Below are 24,206 nucleotides of genomic sequence, written 5' to 3'. Positions count from 1 at the left end.
AACTGGCAATGTTATAATCGTAATAGATATATTTTTTAAAAGAAATTTATGTTTTTACTCCATTTTGCATACAATTTATATACAAAAATTTCATATAATTTACAATGGTTTGTTATTTATTCAGGTGTTCTCTTTTATTAAGTTTAATAAATGCAATGTTTAATTCTTTTATATCTTGCTAATGCCTTATATAATCACTGCAAAAATCTTCCATAAAAATAAAAAAATTAGTCTGTGTTACCGGTAAAAAATGAAAATTTATTGACCTTATTTTGCAGAGAGTGATCATTGGGTATCAATAAAGAAAGTTATGGAAGTGGTTATCAAGGATTTCTATCTGACAGGTGAGGTTTTCACCAGTGAAGAACAAGCGGGTAGGCTAGATTTATTGGAATAGAAGAAAGAGGTTTTCTTCTATTCCAATAGAACGGATGGTATGAATAATATCCGTTATCAGTAATATTTTTCCATGAACGGCTCTTATTTTTACTGATGATATTTGCCAATAAATCGGGCGAATTTCTGAATTGCCATCTCCAGTTCATCAAGCCTTGGTAGGGTTACGATGCGGAGATGGTCAGGTTCCGGCCAGTTAAATGCGGTTCCCTGTACTAACAAGACCTTCTCTTGTAATAACAGGTCAAGCACCATCTTCTGGTCATCGTGAACATTAAAACGTTTCGCATCAATTTTTGGAAACATATATAAAGCGCCTTTAGGTTTCACGCAGGAAACGCCGGGGATTTGATTAATTAATTCCCATGCTCGGTTACGCTGCTCATACAAACGGCCACCAGGTAAAATGAATTCACTGATACTTTGGTAACCGCCTAAAGCAGTTTGAATAGCGTGTTGCATTGGCACATTGGCACATAAACGCATTGATGCCAGCATCTCCAAACCTTCAATATAGCTCTTGGCGTGTTTCTTCGGGCCGTTTAATACCATCCAGCCTTGACGAAAACCTGCAACCCGATATGTTTTGGATAATCCATTAAATGTTACCGTTAACAGATCAGGCGCGAGGGCGGCAATTGAATGATGTTCTGCATCGTCATATAAGATTTTGTCGTAAATCTCATCAGCAAAAATAATCAAATTGTGTTGCCGGGCTATTTCAACAACTTCCAACAACAGTTCCTTACTATATACAGCACCCGTTGGATTATTAGGGTTAATAATCACTATTCCACGTGTTCGAGGCGTAATTTTGTTACGGATATCATTTAAGTCAGGAAACCAATCTGCTCCTTCATCACACATATAATGTACGGCTTTGCCACTGGAAAGTGAAACCGCCGCAGTCCAGAGAGGATAATCAGGCGCAGGAACCAGCATTTCATCACCCGTATTCAGTAATGCTTGCATTGCCTGAACGATTAATTCAGAAACACCATTGCCGATATAAATATCTTCAACAGTCACGTCCATCATATTCCGGGCTTGATAATGTTGCATGATAGCTTTGCGGGCAGAATACAGACCTTTAGAATCTGAATAACCCTGTGCGGTTGGTAAGTTACGGATAACATCTACCAAGATTTCATCTGGTGCTTCAAAACCAAAAGGAGCTGGATTGCCAATATTTAATTTGAGGACTTTATTACCTTCTTCTTCGAGGCGTTTAGCTTCCTTGAGTACAGGGCCACGGATGTCATAACAAACATTATCCAATTTGCTGGATTTTTTAACTGTTAGCATAGAGAGTCTTACCTTATCTTGGTAAAAAAAGTCGCCTGGCATATAGCGTGTAGCATTTAATGTACTCCTCCCTCTGAATGTTTTGAAGATGCATTGATATATTTAGTTAAAACGGTTGTTTTAGTCGGGGAGCGGTTATTTGAGTATCTTTTTATGTAAATTATGTTAGATTTAAATTCTTAATTTACCTATAAGATCAAATTTATAATCTGAATTGTTGTTGTTTTTTAGTGTGAAAATGGCGAATTTTTAACGTGATAGCGGTCTGGTTGTGCCATTGTGGGGAGAAAGTGAGCATAGCTCAATTTGCCAATAAAAATTGTTGTGTTTGTATAATTTATTCTTATGTATAAGATTTGGCTTGAATTGGCAATTCAGAACTATATATTTTAGAAAGATCGAACAATATTTTTGATCATTTCTGGAAACTAGTTGTAAATTTATCTGAATAGGATTATTAAACATTAGTGATATTGTAGATTTTTACTTTATATTTAGTTTTTCTGATATAACTTATGTTATTCTTTGACGTGAGTCAGAAAACAAAATAACCAAACTAGAAATCACATATAGGGTGTTGTAAATAGGGATTGTCCTCAATTTATTTAGGAATCCGAGTAACTTTTGCTAAGAAGAGGAGAAAAATAAAACCCGCAATGGGTTCAATAGGTAAAAAAACAGCAGTAAATCTTTGCCCTATTTAATAGAGTAGAGTACTGTCTAAGCGATGTTAATTTAATTTGATAGTGCTTACGTAAAAACACCAGGTTAGTTAGTAATTAAAATCAAAAAAAAGTGATGAATAAACAATGATAAATGCAAATCGTCCGATAATGAATCTCGATCTCGATCTGCTAAGAACTTTTGTTGCTGTTGCTGATTTAAATACTTTTGCAGCAGCGGCAGCAGCAGTATGCAGAACGCAATCGGCTGTAAGTCAGCAAATGCAACGTTTGGAGCAGTTGGTGGGCAGAGAGTTGTTTGCCCGTCACGGCCGTAATAAGCTTCTTACAGAGCATGGTCTTCAACTTCTTGGTTATGCAAGACAAATTCTGCGCGCTAACGATGATGCCAGCGCATCATTAACTTATAGCGATGCAGAAGGTGAACTAAGAATCGGTGCATCCGATGATACAGTGGATACACTGCTCCCATTTTTGTTAAATCGCATCGCTTCTGTTTATCCACGGATGGCAATAGACGTCCGTATAAAGCGTACTCAATTTATTGAAAGTATGCTGGATAACCATGAGATCGATTTGGCGCTCACAACCGCAAAAATCAGTCATCATCCAAGGACTGTTCTGCGCTCAACACCGGTATTATGGCATTGTGCTCCTGATTTCCAGCTACAATCAAATGAACCTGTGCCACTGGTTGTGATGGATGAAACTAACCCATTCCGTCAGTTGGCGTTGGATACGCTGGATGAAGTGGGAGTATCGTGGCGGATTGCTTATGAAGCGGCTTCTCTATCGGCAGTTCGCACGGCAGTGAATGCAGAAGTCGGTATTACTGCCCGTCCTCTGGAGATGCAAAATGCTGATCTGCGTATTTTAGGGGAGAGTGAAGGGCTTCCTCGTTTACCTGAAACCCAGTTCTCTCTGTATAGGCATAGTAATGAACAGAATGAATCTGTTCTAACGGTTTTTAGTGCAATAGAGAATAAGAAAACGCCATACACGATAACGGGTGTTTCTGAAGAACTTCCTGATAATGACGATATTATTGATGAGTAATATCTGAAACACTTCTCTTTGCTAATACCTCCATTATGGATGGAAGGAGGTATTAGCTCCCCGAATATATTTATAAGTAATCATCAACTAAATTCACCTTATTCTGTTGTTATCGTAATCATTAAATATACGGTGGCATTTTTCTTAACACCCCCCTGATTTGGTTAACAAATTGTTATATTGTTAACAAAGTAATAATTTGCTGAATTGATGAAATAAGAATTTCTGTAGTGAACGGGAACTTTTCTCGTCGCTAATGGATAAAAATATAATTTCTTCAGATTTGAATGAATTATCATCAGCAGTAAAATTTTTTCTGTCAAATTGTGTACTTGATCAAAGAAATACTCCCTATGTAGCAGTGGAAAGGCAGGTTTTTCCTGAGATAATGATGTAGTAAAAGCGAGTTATCGGTTAAACTAGTTTCCGCCACTGTTCGCATGCCAGTTGACTGACACGTTTTAGCAGTGTGGTAGCACGATCCGTTAAGACTAAGTTTGTTGTTTGTAAATAAATGTTAGATTAATTTTGTCATAACAGACAAAATATTGTTGAGAGGAGTAAAAACCAAGAAGATTCACTCCATCAATCATTGATTAGCAGTGTTTCAGATTTGGTTGTTACCCCTTCCCTTGAATCGATGTGGTGCAACACTGCCAGACAAAAGAGCAGACATTTTTGACACCACTTTTGATGAGTAAGCAATGAGTATGTCAACATCCACTGAACTCTTTGCCCATCATTGGGCATTCGCGGTATTTCTTTTAGGTGCTTTCGGTCTGTGTGCTTTGATGCTGTTGGGGGCATTTTTCTTGGGCGGAAGAGCGAAAGCCCGGGCAAAACATGTCCCTTATGAATCCGGTATTGATTCTGTCGGTAGTGCTCGTCTCCGTATGTCGGCCAAGTTCTATCTGGTCGCTATGTTCTTTGTCATCTTCGATGTTGAAGCCCTGTTTTTATATGCATGGTCAGTCTCTATCAAAGAGAGTGGCTGGTTAGGCTTTATCGAAGCAAGCATTTTCATTTTGGTGTTACTCGCAGGCTTGTTTTATCTGGTGCGTATTGGGGCGCTGAATTGGACGCCATCTCGCTCAAGCCGCCAGGTAAGTAAACCAAGTGTTGTGATTAACATTAACAATAGTCATCCGCAGTAATAGCGAGGCATTTAAAAATGGATTATACGCTCACCCGCATAGATCCGAACGGTGAGAATGACCGTTATCCCCTGCAAAAACAGGAAATTGTCGCAGACCCACTGGAGCAACATGTCCACCGTAGTGTTTACATGGGCAAACTGGAACACGCTCTGCATGATTTGGTGAACTGGGGACGTAAGAACTCCCTGTGGCCTTATAACTTCGGTCTTTCCTGCTGTTATGTGGAAATGGCGACATCATTTACTGCCGTTCATGACGTCGCCCGTTTTGGTGCTGAAGTTTTGCGTGCGTCACCCCGTCAGGCGGATTTTATGGTGGTCGCTGGAACCTGTTTTACCAAAATGGCTCCGGTTATTCAGCGCCTTTATGACCAGATGCTTGAGCCCAAATGGGTTATCTCAATGGGAGCCTGCGCCAACTCTGGTGGTATGTACGATATCTACTCTGTGGTTCAGGGGGTGGATAAGTTTATCCCCGTTGATGTTTATATCCCTGGTTGTCCTCCCCGCCCTGAAGCCTATATGCAGGCTCTGATGTTGTTGCAGGAGTCGATCGGCAAAGAGCGTCGTCCATTGTCTTGGGTCGTGGGCGATCAAGGGGTTTACCGTGCCAATATGCAGTCAGAAAGAGAACGTAAGCACGGGGAACGTATCGCAGTGAAAAATCTGCGTACACCAGACGAAGTTTAGGGCTTTTAGCCGTACAGCGTAACCAGAGCAATGTGTTGCGATAACAATACCTGATCAAAACAAACACTGATCAAAGCGTTGTGGTGAAGAATGATGATAGATCAGATAGCGCAAGAAAGCGCCCGGCCTGCGTGGAAAACTCATGACCATCTTGATGATCCGGTTGTGAGTGAGCTGCGTAACCATTTTGGCCCGGATGCCTTTACTGTTCAGCCAACCCGCACCGGTATACCGGTGGTCTGGGTGAAGCGTGAACAATTACTGGAAGTAATCACTTTTCTGAAAAAACTGCCTAAGCCTTATGTCATGCTATTTGATTTGCATGGCATGGATGAACGCCAGCGTACTCACCGCCAGGGGCTGCCTGACGCGGATTTTTCTGTGTTTTATCATTTACTTTCTATTGAGCGTAACCGCGATATTATGTTGAAGGTTGCGCTTAGTGAGAAAGATTTGCATCTCCCGACGGCAACTCCTCTGTTCCCAAATGCCAACTGGTATGAGCGCGAAACATGGGAGATGTTCGGGATTGTCTTTAACGGACATCCAAACCTGCGCCGCATTATGTTGCCACCGACTTGGGAAGGGCATCCGCTGCGTAAGGACTATCCGGCTCGTGCGACAGAATTTGATCCTTTCGAGCTAACCCGGCAGAAAGAAGATCTGGAAATGGAAGCGTTGACTTTCAAGCCGGAAGAGTGGGGAATGAAACGGGGTACCGATAACGAGGACTTTATGTTCCTCAACCTTGGTCCTAACCATCCCTCTTCTCATGGTGCATTCCGTATCATTCTTCAACTGGATGGCGAAGAGATTGTCGATTGTGTACCGGATGTTGGCTATCACCATCGCGGTGCGGAAAAAATGGGTGAGCGCCAGTCTTGGCACAGTTATATTCCCTATACAGACCGTATTGAATACTTAGGTGGCTGTGTTAACGAAATGCCTTATGTGCTGGCGGTGGAGAAACTGGCGGGAATTGAAGTACCCGACCGGGTGAAAACCATTCGTGTCATGTTGTCGGAATTGTTCCGGATTAATAGCCACCTGTTGTATATCTCGACCTTTATTCAGGATGTCGGTGGGATGACACCGGTGTTCTTCGCCTTTACCGACCGCCAGAAAATTTATGATCTGGTGGAAGCGATTACTGGTTTCCGTATGCACCCGGCATGGTTCCGTATTGGCGGTGTGGCGCATGATCTGCCGCGTGGTTGGGATAGATTATTACGTGATTTCCTCGATTGGATGCCTAAACGCCTTGATTCCTACGTGAAAGCAGCGCTGAAAAACAGCATCTTGAAAGGCCGTTCTATAGGGGTTGCCGCTTATAATTCCAAACAAGCCCTTGAATGGGGCACTACTGGAGCGGGTTTGCGGGCAACGGGTATTGCGTTTGATGTGCGTAAATGGCGTCCATACTCCGGCTATGAAAATTTCGATTTCGACGTGCCGATTGGTAATAACGGCGACTGTTATGACCGTGTGATGCTGAAAGTTGAAGAAGTCCGCCAAAGTATGCGGATCCTGAAACAGTGCCTGAAAAATATGCCGGAAGGCCCATTCAAAGCCGATCACCCACTGACGACGCCACCACCGAAAGAACGCACTTTGCAGCATATTGAAACCATGATTAACCACTTTCTGCAAGTGTCATGGGGGCCGGTAATGCCAGCAAATGAGTCTTTCCAGATGATTGAGGCAACCAAGGGTATCAACAGTTACTATCTGACCAGTGACGGCAGTACCATGAGTTATCGTACCCGTGTCCGTACACCGAGTTTTCCTCATTTGCAGCAAATTCCTTCGGTGATCCGCGGTAGTTTGGTTTCTGACCTGATCGTGTATCTGGGCAGTATTGATTTTGTTATGTCTGATGTGGATCGCTAACTATGCAAAGTGAAATTAACGCGAATGCTCAACAGGCGCGTCTTGATGTGGTTAACGTGACAGAGTCTCAGGCAAAAGCAGATTTTGTACTGAGCACCGAAGAGCACGATGAGATTGAGCAGGAAAAACACCACTACGAAGATCCGCGTGCCGTTTCTATCGAAGCATTAAAAATTGTACAGAAGCATCGTGGTTGGGTGCCGGATGGCGCCATTTACGCGATTGCTGATGTGCTTGGTATTCCCGCCAGTGATGTGGAAGGTGTGGCAACATTTTACAGCCAGATTTATCGTCAACCTGTGGGCCGCCATATTATTCGTTATTGTGACAGCGTGGTTTGTCATATTACCGGTTATCAGGATGTCCAGGCCGCTATTGAAAGGCATTTGAAGATTTGTCCGGGCCAGACGACGCAAGACGGGCGTTTTACGCTGCTGCCAACCTGTTGTCTGGGTAACTGTGATAAAGGTCCGACCATGATGATCGATGACGATACTCACAGTTCTGTCAAACCTGAAGAGATTGAGAAGTTACTGGAGCAGTATCCATGACAGCACATTCAGGAATAAAAGAAATTATCCGTACTGAGGAAACCCATCCTCTTACCTGGCGCTTGCGTGATGACAAACAGCCGGTATGGTTGGATGAGTACCGCAGCAAAAGTGGTTATCGCGGTGCTGAAAAAGCGCTGAAAAGCATGACTCCAGTTGAAGTGGTTTCTCTGGTAAAAGACGCTGGGTTGAAAGGCCGTGGAGGTGCCGGTTTCTCCACCGGTCTGAAATGGAGTCTGATGCCAAAAGACGAAAGCATGAATATCCGTTATCTGCTATGTAACGCAGATGAAATGGAGCCGGGTACTTACAAAGATCGCTTGCTGATGGAACAACTTCCTCACTTGCTAGTGGAAGGGATGTTGATCAGTGCGTTTGCCCTGAAAGCTTATCGTGGCTATATCTTCCTGCGTGGTGAATATGTGGAAGCGGCGGTGCATCTACGTAAAGCCATCGAAGAAGCTAAGGCAGCGGGTTTGTTGGGTAAAAACATTATGGGCAGCGGCTTTGATTTCGAGTTGTTTGTTCATACCGGCGCAGGGCGTTATATCTGTGGTGAAGAGACCGCGCTGATTAACTCACTGGAAGGTCGCCGAGCTAATCCTCGTTCAAAACCGCCATTTCCAGCCACTTCCGGTGCATGGGGCAAACCCACTTGTGTCAATAACGTTGAAACCTTATGCAACGTTCCCTCAATTCTTGAATTCGGTAAAGAGTGGTATATCGGCCTGAGTGCTGGCAAGAGTAAAGATGCCGGTACCAAACTGATGGGATTCTCCGGTCGGGTGAAAAATCCGGGGTTGTGGGAACTGCCATTCGGTGTGACTGCCCGTGAAATTCTTGAAGATTATGCTGGTGGCATGCGTGATGGTCTGAAATTCAAAGCGTGGCAACCGGGTGGCGCAGGAACAGATTTCCTGACCGCTGACCATCTGGATCTGCCAATGGATTTCGAAAATATCGCTAAAGCGGGCAGCCGTCTGGGCACTGCATTGGCAATGGCTGTTGACCACGAAATCAACATGGTTTCTCTGACCCGTAACCTTGAAGAGTTCTTTTCCCGTGAATCCTGCGGCTGGTGTACACCATGCCGTGACGGACTGCCGTGGAGCGTGAAAATTCTGCGGGCATTAGAACGTGGGGAAGGGCAGCCAGGGGATATCGAAACGCTGGAACAGCTCTGTCGCTTCCTTGGGCCGGGTAATACATTCTGTGCTCATGCACCCGGGGCTGTGGAACCCTTACAGAGTGCCATCAAATATTTCCGTGATGAATTCGAAGCTGGAGTTGTGACCAAAAACTATGGGAATTCCCACCTGATTGCGGGTATCCAACCAAACCTGCTAAAGCAGCGTTGGTAATGGGTTCTTCACGAAATTAGCAGAATTTTTGATTAACACTTGCTGAAAAGCAGGTCACTTGGAAGCATGCTGACTATGGCTACGATACATGTAGACGGCAAAAAATATGATGTAGACGGGGCTGATAACCTGTTACAAGCTTGCCTCTCTTTGGGGCTGGATATTCCTTATTTTTGCTGGCATCCAGCGCTGGGAAGCGTTGGCGCTTGCCGCCAATGTGCGGTAAAGCAATACCAAAATGCGGATGATACGCGCGGTCGTCTGATTATGTCCTGTATGACTCCGGCAATGGATGGCACCTTTATCTCTATTGATGATGAAGAGGCTAAACAGTTCCGTGAGAGTGTGGTTGAGTGGTTAATGACTAACCACCCGCATGATTGCCCGGTGTGTGAAGAAGGGGGCAACTGCCACTTGCAGGATATGACTGTGATGACGGGTCATACATTCCGTAAATATCGTTTTACTAAACGTACTCATAACAATCAGGAATTGGGGCCATTTATTTCTCATGAAATGAACCGCTGCATTGCCTGTTATCGTTGTGTGCGCTACTACAACGACTATGCTGACGGCACGGATTTTGGTGTCTATGGCGCTCACGATAATATCTATTTCGGTCGCACTGAAAGCGGCACTTTGGAAAGTGAATTCTCCGGTAATCTGGTCGAAATCTGCCCGACTGGGGTATTCACGGACAAAACCCATTCTGAACGTTATAACCGTAAATGGGACATGCAGTTTGCGCCAAGCATCTGCCAGCAGTGCAGTATTGGCTGTAACACCAGCCCCGGGGAGCGTTATGGTGAATTACGCCGTATCGAGAACCGTTATAATGGGACGGTAAACCACTACTTTATGTGTGACCGTGGTCGTTTCGGTTACGGTTATGTCAACCGTCAAGATCGCCCTCGTCAGCCACGGCAATTGCGTGGTGATCATTGGATATCGCTTAACGCTGAACAGGCCATGCAGGGTGGGGCGGATATTTTGCGTCAGGCCAAAAATGCCATTGGTATCGGTTCTCCCCGCGCCAGTCTGGAAAGTAACTTTGCCCTGCGTGAACTGGTGGGCGCGGAAAACTTCTATAGTGGGATTGCTGCGGCTGAACAACAACGCCTTGATATGATGCTGGAAATTCTGCAACAGGGTGGTGTTTATACACCGTCGCTGCGTGAAATTGAAAGCTATGATGCGGTACTGATTTTAGGCGAAGATTTAACGCAAACTGGTGCCCGGATGGCACTGTCTGTTCGTCAGGCTGTGAAAGGCAAAGCCCGCGAAATGGCGGCTGCTCAGAAAGTTGCTGACTGGCAGATTGCCGCTGTGATGAATATTGGTCAGCGTGCAAAATATCCTCTGTTTGTGACCAACGTGGATGATACTCGTCTGGATGATATCGCCGCGTGGAATTATCGTGCGCCGGTTGATGATCAGGCCCGTTTTGGTTTCGCAGTCGCTCATGCATTGGATAACACGGCACCGGCAGTCGAAAATTTACCTGATGAACTGAAAGCCAAAGTGGAAATGGTTGCGCAGGCACTGATTGGCGCGAAGAAACCGCTGATTATCAGCGGCAGTAACGTGGGTAGTGATGCGATTATTCAGGCGGCAGCCAATGTTGCCTGGGCGCTGAAAGATCGAGGCTCAGATGTCGGTTTGTCGTTTGTTGCAATCTATGCAAATAGTATTGGATTGGGAATGATGGAAGCTCAGCCACTGGATGTTGCGCTGCAACGGATAAGCAGTGGTAAATCTGATACGGTTATCGTGATGGAAAATGATCTCTATCGGCATGCCGCAGCAGATAAGGTGGACGATGCACTGAACAATCTGAAAAACCTGGTTGTGATTGACCATCAGCGCACTGCCATCATGGATAAAGCCCATTTGATTTTGCCAGCTTCGAGCTTTGCGGAAAGTGACGGTACGCTGGTGAATCAGGAGGGTCGGGCACAGCGTTACTTCCAAGTTTTCGAACCCTCTTTCTACGACAAATCGGTGGTGATGCTGGAGAGCTGGCGTTGGTTGCACTCCTTGCATACAACTTATTCTGAACGCCATTTGGATTGGACGCAACTTGACCATGTAATTGATGCCTGTGTTGAAGCAATGCCACAGCTCAAAGGTATTGTTGATGCAGCGCCTGATTCTACATTCCGCATCCGTGGTCAGAAACTGGCACGTTCACCGCACCGTTACAGCGGTCGTACTGCTATGTTGGCGAATCTCAGCGTACATGAGCAACGTCAGCCGCAGGATGTTGATTCGCCATTTGCTTTCTCAATGGAAGGTAACAATAGCCCTAATGCCTATCGCCAGCAGGTGCCATTTGCATGGGCACCGGGCTGGAACTCACCACAGGCTTGGAACAAATTCCAGGCGGAGGTCGGTGGTCATCTGCGCTTTGGCGATCCTGGTGTGCGTCTGATTGAAACAACTGACGGTGGTTTGAACTATTTTGATCAAATTCCGACAGCATTTACTGCACAAAATAACCAATGGATAGTGGCTCCTTACCATCACTTGTTTGGTAGTGAAGAGTTAACTCAGCGTTCCGATGTGATTCAGGAACGCATGCCGGAGCCTTATGTGATGCTCAATAGCAAAGATGCGGATCAATTGGGGGTGAAAACGGGTTCTGTTTTGGAGTTTGATTGTTTTGGTCAGCAACTGCGTCTGGCAGTTCGTCTGAGTGAAAATCTTGCTCAAGGGCAGATTGGTTTGCCAATGGGAATGCCGGGTATTCCTCCGGTATTGGCAGGTGTTTCCGTGGATAATCTGCGGGAGGTTGCACAATGAGTTGGTTAACCCCCGAAATTATTGATGTGCTGATCGCTGTTCTGAAGGCAGTAGTGATCTTAGTAGTGGTGGTTGTTTGTGGGGCCTTGATGAGCTTTGGTGAACGTCGTTTGCTAGGGCTGTTTCAAAACCGTTATGGACCAAACCGCGTAGGTTGGGGCGGATCGTTACAGATCGTCGCTGACATGATCAAAATGTTCTTCAAAGAGGACTGGGTCCCCCGTTTTGCGGACAGAATGATCTTTACCTTAGCGCCAGTGATTGGTTTCGTTTCTCTGCTGCTGGCATTCGCCATTGTGCCGATCACGCCGACTTGGATGGCCGCTGATCTGGACATCGGTATTTTGTTCTTCATGATGATGGCGGGTTTGGCTGTCTATGCGGTGCTGTTTGCTGGATGGTCAAGTAACAACAAATACTCGTTACTGGGGGCGATGCGTGCTTCTGCGCAGACACTAAGTTACGAAGTGTTTATTGGACTCTCTTTTATGGGCGTTGTTGCGCAGGCAGATTCCTTCAATATGGTGGATATCGTCAATGCACAAGAGCATATGTGGAATGTCATTCCTCAGTTCTTTGGCTTCTTGACTTTTGCTATCGCGGGTGTGGCGGTGTGTCACCGTCATCCATTTGACCAGCCGGAAGCAGAACAGGAGCTGGCTGATGGCTATCATATTGAATATTCCGGTATGAAATTCGGTCTATTCTTCGTTGGTGAATATATCGGTATTGTCACGGTTTCTGCCCTGATTGTGACAATGTTCTTTGGTGGTTGGCATGGTCCGTTCCTGCCGCCGTTTGTCTGGTTTGCGTTGAAAACGGCATTCTTCATGGTGATGTTCATCCTGATACGTGCCTCTTTACCACGTCCGCGTTATGACCAGGTGATGGTGTTTGGCTGGAAAATCTGTCTGCCGCTGACCTTACTTAACCTGCTGGCGACTGCGGCAGTGATTTTGTACAACGCTCAATAAGGGGGGAATGAACCATGACATTGAAAGAGTTAGTGGTTGGTTTTGCCACCCAGGTACGCAGTATTTGGATGATTGGCTTGCATGCCTTTCATAAGCGCGAAACCCAAATGTATCCAGAGGAACCGGTTTATCTGCCACCCCGTTACCGTGGCCGTATTGTGTTGACGCGCGATCCGGACGGTGAAGAGCGTTGTGTTGCCTGTAACCTGTGTGCGGCAGTTTGCCCGGTTGGTTGTATTTCATTGCAAAAGGCCGAGCATAAAGATGGCCGCTGGTATCCAGAGTTTTTCCGCATTAACTTCTCACGCTGCATTTTCTGCGGCTTGTGCGAAGAAGCTTGCCCGACCACCGCAATCCAGTTAACACCGGATTTCGAAATGGGGGAGTTTAAGCGCCAGGATCTGGTGTATGAAAAAGAGGAACTGACGATTTCAGGGCCAGGTAAATATCCTGATTATAACTTTTACCGTAAGACAGGTATGGCGATTGACGGCAAATCAAAAGGTGAAGCCGACGACGAAGCAAAACCTATCGACGTTAAAAGCCTGTTGCCGTAAGGAGCGATATTCATGGAATTTACGTTTTATACCGCCGGGCTGGTTGCGATATTGGCAACTATCAGGGTGATTACCCATACCAATCCGATACACGCGCTTTTGTATCTGATTGTTTCTCTGTTGGCACTTTCAGCGGTGTTTTTTTCGCTTGGTGCTTATTTTGCTGGTGCGCTAGAGATCATCGTTTACGCTGGGGCCATTATGGTGCTGTTCGTTTTCGTGGTGATGATGCTAAACCTTGGCAAATCCGTTGTTGAACAAGAGCGTGTCTGGTTGAAACCAAGGACCTGGGTTGGTCCGGGGATACTGTCAGCCGTGCTGCTTGTTGTACTGGTGTATAGCATTATCAATGTTTCTCATGGCGATATTGCTGACAATATCACGGGTGAAGTTATCAGTGCTAAAGAAGTGGGGATCAGTTTATTTGGTCCGTATGTATTGGCTGTTGAACTGGCTTCTTTGCTATTACTTGCCGGTATGGTGGTGGCGTATCACATAGGCCGTGAGCATAAACAAGGTGAAGTGCTCAGCAACCGAAATGCGGAGGAACAACCATGATACCTCTTCAACATGGACTGATTTTGGCGGCAATTCTATTTGTGTTGGGCCTGACCGGGCTCATCATCCGCCGTAATCTGTTGTTTATGTTAATTGGGCTCGAAGTGATGATTAATGCCGCAGCTCTGGCTTTTGTTGTGGTAGGCAGCTATTGGGGCCAGCCGGATGGTCAAGTGATGTTTATTTTGGCTATTAGCTTGGCGGCAGCAGAGGCGAGTATTGGCTTGGCGCTGTTATTGCAGCTCTATCGTCGTCGCCAGAATCTGAATATTGATACAGTCAGTGAGATGCGCGGATGAACTTACTCTATTTAACAATTCTGCTGCCACTGCTGGGATTTTTGCTGTTGGCATTTTCCCGTGGCCGCTGGTCTGAAAATACATCAGCCACCATTGGGATTAGTTCTATTGGTTTGGCTGCGTTGGTTACCTTATGGGTAGCTATCGATTTCAACAGTCAGAATGGTACGGGTGATCTGGTTTACAGTCAGAACCTGTGGAACTGGATGGAAGTTGGGAATTTCAGTATCCCGTTTACTCTGGTTCTTGATGGTTTGTCGCTTACCATGTTGAGTGTGGTGACCGGTGTCGGTTTCCTGATCCATATGTATGCCTCGTGGTATATGCGTGGTGAAGAGGGTTATTCCCGCTTCTTCGCTTATACCAACCTGTTTATTGCCAGCATGGTGATACTGGTTTTGGCAGATAATATGATGCTGATGTATCTCGGTTGGGAAGGGGTAGGGCTGTGCAGTTATTTGCTGATTGGTTTTTACTATACCAATCCGGCGAATGGTGCCGCGGCAATGAAAGCCTTTGTTGTTACCCGTGTGGGTGATGTTTTCCTGGCTATCGGCATGTTCATTCTGTATGACAATCTGGGAACGTTGAACTTCCGCGAGTTGGCGATTTTAGCTCCACAGCATCTGGAAGCCGGTTCTTCGGTGATGACTTGGGCAACCCTGATGTTGTTGGGGGGAGCCGTAGGTAAATCAGCCCAATTGCCGTTACAAACTTGGTTGGCCGATGCGATGGCTGGTCCAACGCCGGTTTCTGCGCTGATTCATGCTGCAACGATGGTAACCGCTGGGGTTTACTTAGTTGCCCGCAGTCACGGTCTATTCTTGATGGCGCCAGAAATCCTGCAACTGGTTGGCACTGTCGGTGCTGTCACGCTGGTATTGGCTGGTTTTGCTGCGTTAGTGCAAACCGATATTAAGCGTGTATTGGCTTACTCAACCATGAGCCAGATTGGCTACATGTTCCTGGCATTGGGGGTTCAGGCGTGGGATGCGGCAATCTTCCACCTGATGACGCACGCTTTCTTTAAGGCGCTGTTGTTCTTGGCATCGGGTTCCGTCATTCTGGCCTGTCATCACGAGCAGAATATTTTCAAAATGGGAGGATTGCGTAAATCCATTCCATTGGTTTATGTCTGCTTTTTGGTGGGTGGCGCGGCGTTATCAGCGTTGCCAATCGTCACTGCCGGTTTCTACAGTAAAGATGAAATTCTGTGGGGAGCAATGTCACATGGTCATATCAACCTAATGCTGGCGGGTCTGGCGGGTGCATTTATGACTTCCTTGTATACCTTCCGCATGATTTTCATCGTATTCCACGGTGAGGCGAAAACAAAAGCCCATCCTGTTAAAGGTATTACCCATCACCTGCCGTTACTGGTATTGCTGGTGCTTTCCACCTTTGTGGGCGCACTAATTGTGCCACCATTGGCGGGTGTGTTGCCGGGAAGTCATTCAACGGATCACACAGGAAAAATGACCCTGGAAGTGGTTTCTGGTGTGATCGCGGTAGCGGGTATTTTGCTAGCAATGGCACTGTATTTGGGTAAACGTCAGTTAGTGAATGGTGTGGCACAAAGTGCTCCGGGCCGTTTCTTCTCCGTGTGGTGGTTTAATGCCTGGGGCTTTGATGTTCTCTATGACTGGATATTTGTTAAGCCGTTCAAGAACATTACACATTTATTGCGACACGATCCGCTAAATTCACTGATGAATATTCCTGCGGTGTTATCACGCTGGAGTAACAAAGGTCTTAGCCTGAGTGAAAATGGACAGGTCCGTTGGTATGTTGCCTCTATGGGGTTGGGTGCAGTGCTGGTTTTAGCTCTGCTGCTACTGGTTTAATTTAAGGGATACATTGCGCCATGCTATTACCTTGGCTATTACCTTGGCTAATTCTTATGCCTTTCATCGGTGGTCTGTTGAGTTGGCAGGCTGAACGCTTCGGTACCCGTGTACCACGTTGGATCGCGTTAATTTCGATGGGGTTGACTTTGGTGCTCTCTCTGCAACTGTGGTTGCAGGGGGGCTTCACCTTGGCGAATCCGCAAGGGATCCCTCAATGGCAATTAGAATTTCTTATGCCGTGGATCCCGCGTTTTGGTATCAGTATTCACCTGGCTTTGGATGGCTTATCGCTGCTGATGGTGGTGTTGACTGCGCTACTGGGGCTGATGGCTATTCTCTGCTCATGGACGGAAAATCAACCGTATCAGGGCTTCTTCCACTTGAACCTGCTGTGGATCCTGGGTGGTGTGATGGGGGTGTTCCTCGCTATCGACATGTTCCTATTCTTCTTCTTCTGGGAAATGATGTTGGTGCCGATGTACTTCCTGATTGCATTGTGGGGGCACCGAGGCTCAGGCGGTAAAACCCGTATCACCGCAGCGACCAAGTTTTTCATTTACACCCAGGCCAGTGGCTTGGTGATGCTGATTGCGATTCTGGCGCTGGTACTGGTTCACTATAACGGGACAGGTGAGTGGACATTCAGCTATGAAAAACTGCTGAATACACCAATGTCACATACCGTTCAATACTTGCTGATGCTCGGTTTCTTCATTGCGTTTGCTGTGAAAATGCCGGTTGTGCCCTTGCATGGGTGGTTACCTGATGCGCACAGTCAGGCACCAACAGCGGGTTCTGTTGACTTGGCAGGTATTTTGCTGAAAACGGCGGGTTATGGTCTGTTGCGTTTCGCTTTGCCACTGTTCCCGGAAGCTTCTCATGAGTTCACACCGATTGCGATGTGGTTCGGTGTGCTTGGGATCTTCTATGGCGCATGGATGGCATTTAGCCAGACAGATATCAAACGCTTGATTGCTTATACCAGTATCTCTCATATGGGGTTTGTGTTAATCGCGATCTATTCTGGCAGCCAGCTTGCTTACCAAGGGGCAATTATTCAGATGATTGCTCATGGTCTGTCAGCCGCAGGTCTGTTTATTCTCTGTGGGCAGCTTTATGAGCGCTTACATACCCGTGATATGAATCTTATGGGTGGTTTGTGGAAACGTGTGCAGTTCCTGCCTGCGTTATCGCTCTCTTTTGCTGTGGCGACACTGGGGATGCCGGGGACCGGTAACTTCGTCGGTGAATTTATGATCCTGTTTGGTAGTTTTAGTGAATTTCCGTTAATTATAACGATTTCTGTGTTTGGTCTGGTCTTCGCGTCTGTCTATGCCCTGTATATGATGCAGCGTGCTTACTATGGTGAGTCAAAATCAGATGAACCACTAAGACGAATGGATATGCGAGAAGTATCCATTGTAATGGTGCTGTTGATATTACTGGTGGTGATGGGTTTCTACCCACAACCTATCCTTGATACTTCAGCGGCAGCGATGGATAACATCCAGACCTGGTATTCAGCTTCAATTTCAACTACAAGGCCGTAATTCGCCATGACAATAACTCCTCAACAACTGATCGCGCTGTTACCGCTGTTGATCGTCGGATTGACGGTAGTAGTTGTGATGCTGTCCATTGCGTGGCGACGCGATCATTTTATTAATACCACTCTGACCGTGATAGGTTTGAATCTGGCTCTGCTGTCTCTCTATTTTGTCGGACAGCAAGAAGCGATGGATGTCACTCCACTGGTTCATGTGGATCGCTATGCTATGCTCTATATCGGTCTCGTGCTGGTTGCAAGCCTGGCAACTACGACGTTCGCCTATTCCTGGCTAGAAAATTATCCAGATAACAAAGAAGAGTTTTATTTACTGGTGCTGATTGCGACAGTGGGCGGGATTCTTCTGGCTTGTGCAAACCACTTGGCATCATTGTTTATCGGTATTGAGTTATTAACTTTGCCGCTGTTTGGTTTGATTGGTTATGCATATCGTCAGAAACGCTCTCTGGAAGCGGCTATCAAGTATATGCTGCTGTCTGCGGCAGCCTCTTCTTTCATGCTGTTTGGTATAGCGTTGTTATATGCGGAATCAGGCGATCTCTCTTTTGCCGCATTGGGGCATCGTTTGTCTGACAGCTATATCTATCAACCTTTGATACTGTCAGGCTTGGGTATGCTGGTTGTTGGCCTTGGCTTCAAATTATCATTGGTCCCTTTCCATCTCTGGACACCGGATGTTTATCAGGGAGCGCCCGCGCCGGTCTCTACCTTCTTGGCAACAGCCAGTAAGATAGCGATTTTCGCAGTAGTGATACGTCTATTCGTTGAAGCGCCGATGGCGGACAGTGAAGCATTGCGTACGGTATTAACCGTTATTGCGATTGCTTCTATGCTGTTTGGTAACTTGATGGCGCTGACCCAGACAAATATCAAACGTCTGCTTGGTTACTCTTCTATTGCTCACTTGGGTTATCTGCTGGTGGCGCTGGTGGCGGTACAGAATCACCAGCTTTCAGAAGAAACGGTCGGTATCTATCTGGCAGGTTATCTGTTTAGCAGTATCGGTGCATTTGGCGTTGTTAGCCTCATGTCCAGCCCATATAAAGGGCCGGATGCAGATTCCCTCTACTCATACCGTGGCCTGTTTTGGCATAAACCTATCCTGTCTGCGGTGATGACAGTGATGATGTTGTCACTGGCGGGGATTCCAATGACGTTTGGCTTTATTGGTAAGTTCTACGTCATTGTCTTAGGTGTGCAAGCGGAGCTGTGGTGGTTGACGGGTGCTGTGGTTGTGGGTAGTGCTATTGGCCTGTATTACTATCTACGGGTCATGGTCAGTTTGTACTTGCCTGCGCCGAAAGCGCTTAATCGTGACACACCAAGGAACTGGGCATCGACTGCCGGCGGGATGGTTGTTCTGATTTCCGCATTATTGGTATTAGCGCTAGGTATCTGGCCTCAACCTTTGATTGATGTGATACAGCAAGCGAAAATTATTCTCTAAATAGCCAGTCGGTTGTTACGAATTATTTGGAATATAAAAACCCGGTAAGATTATTCTTACCGGGTTATTGCAACTCATTGATAATACTCTTTTCCCCCTGAGTTTTACTTCATACGACTTCTATTCACTTAGCGTACTTAATAACTTGTATTGCCTGATAAAGGTCAAGGGGCAAGTTATATTTATTTCAGTAGAAGCCCACTGTACTGCGACTCCAGATTATCGAGGTAATCTAACTGATCGTGTATGAGTTTAGTCAGGTTTTTCTGATTGGTTCGATCCTCTATTGTTTCCTGTAGTTGGTCGGCAAAGATGCTCCATACTTGTTCCAGTTTAGTTGCCTGGAGTAATAGGGTAGTTCGTTCTTTGTCGATTTGATGCACATCATTTATCCCGGCAATCCGTTGTACCACGTCTTTTAGCTGGGTTTTTAAATCGTCGCAATCCTCGGTTAATTGTGCGATTTGTTTATCCAATTTGATTCTGGCATCAGCTAGTTCAATATACTTGAGCCCAGTGGAGATATTGCTCAGAATCTTTTTAGCGATTTCAACTCCTTGTTTGATCGCCTGTTTGATCAGTTCTTTTTTAGGGCTATCCAGATTCAGTTTGTCCAGTTCACTGGTATTGGGAATATAGTCCTTAAACATATCGGCAAGATTATATTGACGGATGATATTTTGGCTTTCGATGAGCTTATCGCGATCTGGGATTAGCTTGGCCTTATTTTGCTCTTTCTGCGTGATATCAGCCTGCAATTCTTCTTTTCTTTCCTGTTCTTCTTTCAGGCGCTCTTCCAGACGTTCTAAAATAACAACATTACGAACATTGGCAATTTTGCTGGCCATTATGTTAGCTTCGTTGTGTAAGTTGGAAATGACATTTTTGACATCTTTATCCAGACTGCTGATCTGTTCTGAACGTGCTTCCAACAGGGTATCTCGTGTCTCGTCATCCAATTCTGGATTTTCCAGAGCAGTATCAATTTCGATGATGGTCTGGAAATAGTCTTGAGGTGGGAGTTGCCTTAGGACAGTTTGTAGTAGAGGTACAGCGGCGCGAGCGGCTTCGTCGATATCACGACTGTATAAGCTTATCCGCAGAGTTTTTTCTTGGATGATTTCAATGCCTGATTTTTGCTGGTGCGTTAAACGCCAGATGTTTTTCACCGCTTGACTCAAAGTTTTTACACTAATTTCTGGATAAGTGATAGTTTTCTGCGGGAAAGTAATGACTTCAGTCATTTTAAGACTCCTTTTTTTTATAGTCCTATGTAATACGGGGAACGATTAGTTATAGCGATGTTTGTATTCTTTCAACGCTTCATCGAAAACCTTGACTAATTGTTTAGCGGAACCTTCCACCTCTTTCCAAGGGTTTATGACTTGCTGGAATTTAGTTATAAAAGAGGTCAGGTTCAGTGCGTCGTTAATTTGAGTGAATTTATCTTTAGAAGCATTGATCTGGGTCAGCATGGATTGCCACATGTAATCCAAATGATTCAGAGCCACTTCTGCATCCAGCAAACGGGTATCAATGTCGCTAAAATCAAGGGCTAATCCAGTAATAGATTTTTGTAATGCGCGTTTACCTCTGATGCTCTCTTCCAGGCTGCGCACTTCTTCGATCAGCATGTTTTTCCGTTTTCGCACTTCCTCTGCCTTGGAACCAAAAATGCCGCCAGTAATAGCGAGGCCGATCAGTCCCCCTGCGATACCAGAGAAAGCTAAGCCTACGAATTTATCGTAGTCTTTCTTGAGTTGGATAATTTCTTCTTTTTTCTCAATGATTTTATCGTCCAGATCTCCGATGCTGACCGACATCTTATTGTCTTTCATCAGCTTTCGCTTATTTTCGACTTGTGGTTGTAAACCTAGAGCAATGCTGCCGTTTGACAATCTGCCGCCAATCAGCTTTAGCTTGAAATCGGATACTTTGGTTTTGACCTTTTCAGTTTTCTCACGCTGTTTTCTAATATCACTTTTCATGGTGTCAAGGATTTCCTCTAGAACAGATGATACTTCTCTGTCTTCGTGGGTGTAGGTGATCTCGGCGAGTTGTCGATCCGATATTTCTCCTAATCTCCTTTTTATGCGTGTGATAATTGGCATTTCATTAATGATGCTAATGATGTTTTCACCCGTTTCGGTGATTTGTGTGCCAATAACTTCCAGGTCTATGCTCTGTTGCAGAATATCGTTTTCCACATCGCTCCAGCTAAACGAGTGAGTGCGAATTTCTTCAAACAACGTGTGAATATCTTCGGGTTCTAATCCGGCGATATCGATCTTTTGGTAACCCAAGTAGCTCTTCACTTCCTCAAGATTAAAAGGGAGTGATAGCCCTTTTTTAACATACAGTTTGATATTAATCAGATCTTCTTTGGTAAATATTCCTCCGGGGCGTGCAACACCTTCTTGTTTACCAGTCAGTAATTGCAAGGTAGCCGAGGGAATATCTGTTTCGTTCAGTGTCTTTTCCGCTGGAAGTTGAGCTAATAACATATATTTCTCCATTATTGGTTCTTGCTTTATTGAAAAATTATTAAATACATCAAGGCACAACCGAACGTCATAATACTCATGTTGTTAAATTAACGTTGTGTTTTTTATTGAATAATCTGAATTAAAAATACATGTATTTGCATGATTAATTGTTGTAAAAATAGTTTAATTCATGAGTTTTATTAAATAATTGTCTATATTTATATCGATCTTAAGCGAAATTATTTATGATTTTTTTATATCTAATATATGAAATTAAATAGTATGAATTTTTATTATTTTAGTAATTAAATGTAAAAGCAATTTTTTGTTTTTCTTGTTTATATGGTTTTAAATTTCATTTTTTAATTGATGTTAAGATGGTAAATATAAAATATTTTCAATGTTATTTTTATTAAATGTATTTTAAAACAATTAGTTATGTTGGATTGGTGATGTGGCGATTATATGATTTCTATATTATTAATTTAAAAGATAGGTAATATGTTTTTTTTATAAAGAATAAATTAGATGTTTTTTGTTTTGTCATTTATGGTATGTTTAAAAAATAGATGTAATAGCATCCTATTTTCCTTATGTCATTGAATAAATTTTTTGTTATTTTTAGATCTCTATTTTAATTAAAGTATTAATTGTTCATATGATGGTTAAAATTAACAAATAAGAAGGATGTTTTTATAATTATATTTAGCTATTGTGAAAGTAATATTTGTGTTTTATAGAGCGATTTTTTTAGAAGAATAAATATTTATACCTAATAGATTTCGAGTTGCAGTGAGGCGGCAAGTGAACGAATCCCCAGGAGCATAGATAACTATGTGACTGGGGTGAGTGAAAGCAGCCAACAAAGCAGCAGCTTGAAAGATGAAGGGTATATTCCGTTGTTTATAATAACGGTATTTATTTAGTAAATTTTTCGTAGTAATTAAAAGAGTTATTTTTTTATAAATTGCATCGTGAAAATTGATCATGTTAATAAACTTAGTATTCGTTATCTGAAGGATAAAGCTTCTGATTTAGCCTGTTTCAGTAATGGAGAGCATGCCGCTAACGGAATCGAACAAGCATAACTACATAAATAATCAGGGCTTTAATTATTATTAATGCCCCGTATAATCTTACTTTTTATCATGTCTTTTGGGGCAGAAGTGGTGAATCAAATTGCTAATGTTGTCGCTGATATATGCAAAACACTGAATAATGAACAAGTTAGCGAAGTTGGTATCCAACAGATTTCATTTCCTTTGCCAGCAGGTTGCAGCACTTACTGGCTGGAATGGCTGGCAGCGCAGTCTCATTATCCGCAGTTCTATTGGCATCACAGAGAGGGCCATGAAGAAGTCGCTGCTTGTGGGCAAATTCATCTTTTCAGTGATATCGCTTTAGCCGAAAATTTTTTGCAGAGAAACAGTCAGTTTCCACAGATGCGGATCTGGGGGCTGAATGCCTGGGATCGGATTCAACCAGCCCGTATTACGCAATCCGAAGCAGGGGAAACCGGTTATCTGTTTTTGCCCCGCATCGAATTACGTCGCTACCGTGACGAAAGCTGGTTGTATTTGAATATAGCTGGCCGACAGGATATGAGAAATGCACAGGAATTTCTGCGACAGTTAGTTCCGCACCAGGAATTCTCTGCGTTACAGGCGGTGGTAGTGAACGCGGAGAATATGCCGGAACGCGCCCGGTGGTGTGATTTGATTGAGCAGGCTTTGGACACTATCACCCATCGTAAGATGGAGAAAGTCGTGATGGCGCGTAAGACGCAACTAGAATTGAGTGAATCTTTAGCGGCTGCACAGTTTATGGCAGCGAGTCGCCAGATAAATCACCGTTGTTATCATTTTATGTTGGCTTTTAATCAGCATGAGGCATTTTTGGCGTCTTCGCCAGAACGGCTTTACCACCGTAAGCAGACTCAGCTTTATACAGAAGCGCTGGCGGGGACGGTTACCAATTCAGATGATGTTCAGCAAGCTGAAAAATTGGGGCAATGGTTGCTAGGTGATAAAAAAAATCAGCATGAAAACTTGCTCGTTGTTGATGATATTTGCCAGCGTCTTCAAGGCGCTGTAGTTTCTGTCGATGTGGCTCCGCCAGATGTGATCCGTTTGCGAAAGGTTCAGCATTTACGCCGCCGAATTCAGGGAAAACTAATGAGTGCCAGTGATAGTGATTGCTTGCATCGTTTACAACCAACGGCCGCTGTTGCTGGATTACCTCGTGAAGCGGCGCGTGATTTTATTCGTGATAGCGAGCTATTCAATCGTGATTGGTATGCAGGTTCCGCAGGATACCTTTCCTGTGAACAGAGTGAGTTTGCGGTTTCGCTACGTTGCGCACAAATTAACAACAATTTACTTTCACTGTATGCCGGAGCGGGGATTGTGATGGGTTCTGATCCACAGCAAGAGTGGATAGAGATAGAAAATAAAGCTGCTGGGCTGCGTACTTTACTGAAAGGTGAAGAGTTATAATTAATGAAAACAATCTCCGATTAAGTGGTAATTCATTGAACTAGGATAAAGAAATAATTATTTGTGCCGTTAGGCTAATAGCCAGC

18 protein-coding genes are annotated in these 24,206 nt (G+C 44.6%); 15 read left to right on the top strand and 3 right to left on the bottom strand.

All coding sequences use genetic code 11. The annotated features are described in order from the left end of the window. Positions 1 to 486 precede the first annotated feature (486 nt). Positions 487 to 1,701 (bottom strand): pyridoxal phosphate-dependent aminotransferase, encoded by a 1,215-nt coding sequence (locus tag KZ793_RS14650; protein ID WP_118987419.1) that lies wholly within the window; start codon positions 1,699 to 1,701, stop codon positions 487 to 489. Positions 1,702 to 2,510: 809 nt separating this feature from the next. Here KZ793_RS14650 and hexA point away from each other — a divergent pair. From hexA to nuoN, 14 genes are all read left to right on the top strand, one after another. After that, positions 2,511 to 3,440 carry a transcriptional regulator HexA gene (gene hexA, locus KZ793_RS14645; RefSeq protein WP_118987418.1) on the top strand — a complete coding sequence of 310 codons (930 nt, stop codon included), beginning with the start codon at positions 2,511 to 2,513 and terminating at the stop codon, positions 3,438 to 3,440. Positions 3,441 to 4,144: 704 nt separating this feature from the next. Then, positions 4,145 to 4,594, top strand: coding sequence for an NADH-quinone oxidoreductase subunit A (locus KZ793_RS14640; protein WP_011147306.1), 450 nt, complete (start codon positions 4,145 to 4,147; stop codon positions 4,592 to 4,594). 17 nt (positions 4,595 to 4,611) lie between these two features. Next, the gene (locus KZ793_RS14635) at positions 4,612 to 5,286 is read left to right on the top strand and encodes a NuoB/complex I 20 kDa subunit family protein (protein ID WP_021325722.1); all 675 of its coding nucleotides are present in this window, start codon (positions 4,612 to 4,614) and stop codon (positions 5,284 to 5,286) included. A 90-nt stretch (positions 5,287 to 5,376) separates the two neighbouring features. Further along, positions 5,377 to 7,176, top strand: coding sequence for an NADH-quinone oxidoreductase subunit C/D (nuoC, locus tag KZ793_RS14630; RefSeq protein WP_225816008.1), 1,800 nt, complete (start codon positions 5,377 to 5,379; stop codon positions 7,174 to 7,176). 2 nt (positions 7,177 to 7,178) lie between these two features. Beyond that, on the top strand, positions 7,179 to 7,727 hold the full coding sequence (gene nuoE / locus KZ793_RS14625; RefSeq protein WP_225816007.1) for an NADH-quinone oxidoreductase subunit NuoE: 549 nt from the start codon (positions 7,179 to 7,181) through the stop codon (positions 7,725 to 7,727). Further along, positions 7,724 to 9,088, top strand: coding sequence for an NADH-quinone oxidoreductase subunit NuoF (gene nuoF / locus KZ793_RS14620; RefSeq protein ID WP_225816006.1), 1,365 nt, complete (start codon positions 7,724 to 7,726; stop codon positions 9,086 to 9,088). The genes nuoE and nuoF overlap by 4 nt, the downstream gene beginning before the upstream one ends. A gap of 75 nt (positions 9,089 to 9,163) precedes the next feature. Next, a complete protein-coding gene (gene nuoG, locus KZ793_RS14615) occupies positions 9,164 to 11,890 on the top strand; it encodes an NADH-quinone oxidoreductase subunit NuoG (protein WP_225816005.1) in 2,727 nt (908 codons plus the stop codon). Beyond that, a complete protein-coding gene (gene nuoH, locus KZ793_RS14610) occupies positions 11,887 to 12,864 on the top strand; it encodes an NADH-quinone oxidoreductase subunit NuoH (RefSeq protein ID WP_225816004.1) in 978 nt (325 codons plus the stop codon). Before nuoG ends, nuoH begins: the two co-directional genes overlap by 4 nt. A 14-nt stretch (positions 12,865 to 12,878) precedes the next feature. After that, a complete protein-coding gene (nuoI, locus tag KZ793_RS14605; RefSeq protein WP_225816003.1) occupies positions 12,879 to 13,421 on the top strand; it encodes an NADH-quinone oxidoreductase subunit NuoI in 543 nt (180 codons plus the stop codon). A gap of 12 nt (positions 13,422 to 13,433) precedes the next feature. Further along, positions 13,434 to 13,979, top strand: coding sequence for an NADH-quinone oxidoreductase subunit J (nuoJ, locus tag KZ793_RS14600; RefSeq protein ID WP_225816002.1), 546 nt, complete (start codon positions 13,434 to 13,436; stop codon positions 13,977 to 13,979). Continuing rightward, the gene (nuoK, locus tag KZ793_RS14595; RefSeq protein ID WP_011147297.1) at positions 13,976 to 14,278 is read left to right on the top strand and encodes an NADH-quinone oxidoreductase subunit NuoK; all 303 of its coding nucleotides are present in this window, start codon (positions 13,976 to 13,978) and stop codon (positions 14,276 to 14,278) included. The genes nuoJ and nuoK overlap by 4 nt, the downstream gene beginning before the upstream one ends. Next, positions 14,275 to 16,122 (top strand): NADH-quinone oxidoreductase subunit L, encoded by a 1,848-nt coding sequence (gene nuoL / locus KZ793_RS14590; RefSeq protein ID WP_225816001.1) that lies wholly within the window; start codon positions 14,275 to 14,277, stop codon positions 16,120 to 16,122. Before nuoK ends, nuoL begins: the two co-directional genes overlap by 4 nt. Positions 16,123 to 16,142: 20 nt before the next feature. Next, positions 16,143 to 17,675 carry an NADH-quinone oxidoreductase subunit M gene (gene nuoM / locus KZ793_RS14585; protein WP_225816000.1) on the top strand — a complete coding sequence of 511 codons (1,533 nt, stop codon included), beginning with the start codon at positions 16,143 to 16,145 and terminating at the stop codon, positions 17,673 to 17,675. A gap of 6 nt (positions 17,676 to 17,681) precedes the next feature. Further along, positions 17,682 to 19,139 (top strand): NADH-quinone oxidoreductase subunit NuoN, encoded by a 1,458-nt coding sequence (gene nuoN / locus KZ793_RS14580; RefSeq protein WP_118987409.1) that lies wholly within the window; start codon positions 17,682 to 17,684, stop codon positions 19,137 to 19,139. Positions 19,140 to 19,321: 182 nt separating this feature from the next. Here nuoN and KZ793_RS14575 read toward each other — a convergent pair whose 3' ends face one another. Continuing rightward, positions 19,322 to 20,383 (bottom strand): alpha-xenorhabdolysin family binary toxin subunit B, encoded by a 1,062-nt coding sequence (locus tag KZ793_RS14575; protein WP_225815999.1) that lies wholly within the window; start codon positions 20,381 to 20,383, stop codon positions 19,322 to 19,324. 45 nt (positions 20,384 to 20,428) lie between these two features. After that, a complete protein-coding gene (locus KZ793_RS14570) occupies positions 20,429 to 21,655 on the bottom strand; it encodes an alpha-xenorhabdolysin family binary toxin subunit A (protein WP_225815998.1) in 1,227 nt (408 codons plus the stop codon). Positions 21,656 to 22,794: 1,139 nt separating this feature from the next. Here KZ793_RS14570 and menF point away from each other — a divergent pair. After that, the gene (gene menF / locus KZ793_RS14565; RefSeq protein ID WP_397443615.1) at positions 22,795 to 24,120 is read left to right on the top strand and encodes an isochorismate synthase MenF; all 1,326 of its coding nucleotides are present in this window, start codon (positions 22,795 to 22,797) and stop codon (positions 24,118 to 24,120) included. Positions 24,121 to 24,206: the final 86 nt, after the last annotated feature.

Source organism: Photorhabdus antumapuensis, from assembly GCF_020387775.1.
Taxonomy (GTDB): domain Bacteria; phylum Pseudomonadota; class Gammaproteobacteria; order Enterobacterales; family Enterobacteriaceae; genus Photorhabdus; species Photorhabdus antumapuensis.
The sequence above is the reverse complement of the archived record's forward strand: the minus strand, read 5'-3'. Positions and strand labels throughout refer to the sequence as shown.

Coding starts and splice junctions, on each gene's coding strand:
- KZ793_RS14650 (WP_118987419.1), bottom strand. CDS start 1,701: ATGCTAACAGTTAAAAAATCCAGCAAATTGGATAATGTTTGTTATGAC.
- hexA (WP_118987418.1), top strand. CDS start 2,511: ATGATAAATGCAAATCGTCCGATAATGAATCTCGATCTCGATCTGCTA.
- KZ793_RS14640 (WP_011147306.1), top strand. CDS start 4,145: ATGAGTATGTCAACATCCACTGAACTCTTTGCCCATCATTGGGCATTC.
- KZ793_RS14635 (WP_021325722.1), top strand. CDS start 4,612: ATGGATTATACGCTCACCCGCATAGATCCGAACGGTGAGAATGACCGT.
- nuoC (WP_225816008.1), top strand. CDS start 5,377: ATGATGATAGATCAGATAGCGCAAGAAAGCGCCCGGCCTGCGTGGAAA.
- nuoE (WP_225816007.1), top strand. CDS start 7,179: ATGCAAAGTGAAATTAACGCGAATGCTCAACAGGCGCGTCTTGATGTG.
- nuoF (WP_225816006.1), top strand. CDS start 7,724: ATGACAGCACATTCAGGAATAAAAGAAATTATCCGTACTGAGGAAACC.
- nuoG (WP_225816005.1), top strand. CDS start 9,164: ATGGCTACGATACATGTAGACGGCAAAAAATATGATGTAGACGGGGCT.
- nuoH (WP_225816004.1), top strand. CDS start 11,887: ATGAGTTGGTTAACCCCCGAAATTATTGATGTGCTGATCGCTGTTCTG.
- nuoI (WP_225816003.1), top strand. CDS start 12,879: ATGACATTGAAAGAGTTAGTGGTTGGTTTTGCCACCCAGGTACGCAGT.
- nuoJ (WP_225816002.1), top strand. CDS start 13,434: ATGGAATTTACGTTTTATACCGCCGGGCTGGTTGCGATATTGGCAACT.
- nuoK (WP_011147297.1), top strand. CDS start 13,976: ATGATACCTCTTCAACATGGACTGATTTTGGCGGCAATTCTATTTGTG.
- nuoL (WP_225816001.1), top strand. CDS start 14,275: ATGAACTTACTCTATTTAACAATTCTGCTGCCACTGCTGGGATTTTTG.
- nuoM (WP_225816000.1), top strand. CDS start 16,143: ATGCTATTACCTTGGCTATTACCTTGGCTAATTCTTATGCCTTTCATC.
- nuoN (WP_118987409.1), top strand. CDS start 17,682: ATGACAATAACTCCTCAACAACTGATCGCGCTGTTACCGCTGTTGATC.
- KZ793_RS14575 (WP_225815999.1), bottom strand. CDS start 20,383: ATGACTGAAGTCATTACTTTCCCGCAGAAAACTATCACTTATCCAGAA.
- KZ793_RS14570 (WP_225815998.1), bottom strand. CDS start 21,655: ATGGAGAAATATATGTTATTAGCTCAACTTCCAGCGGAAAAGACACTG.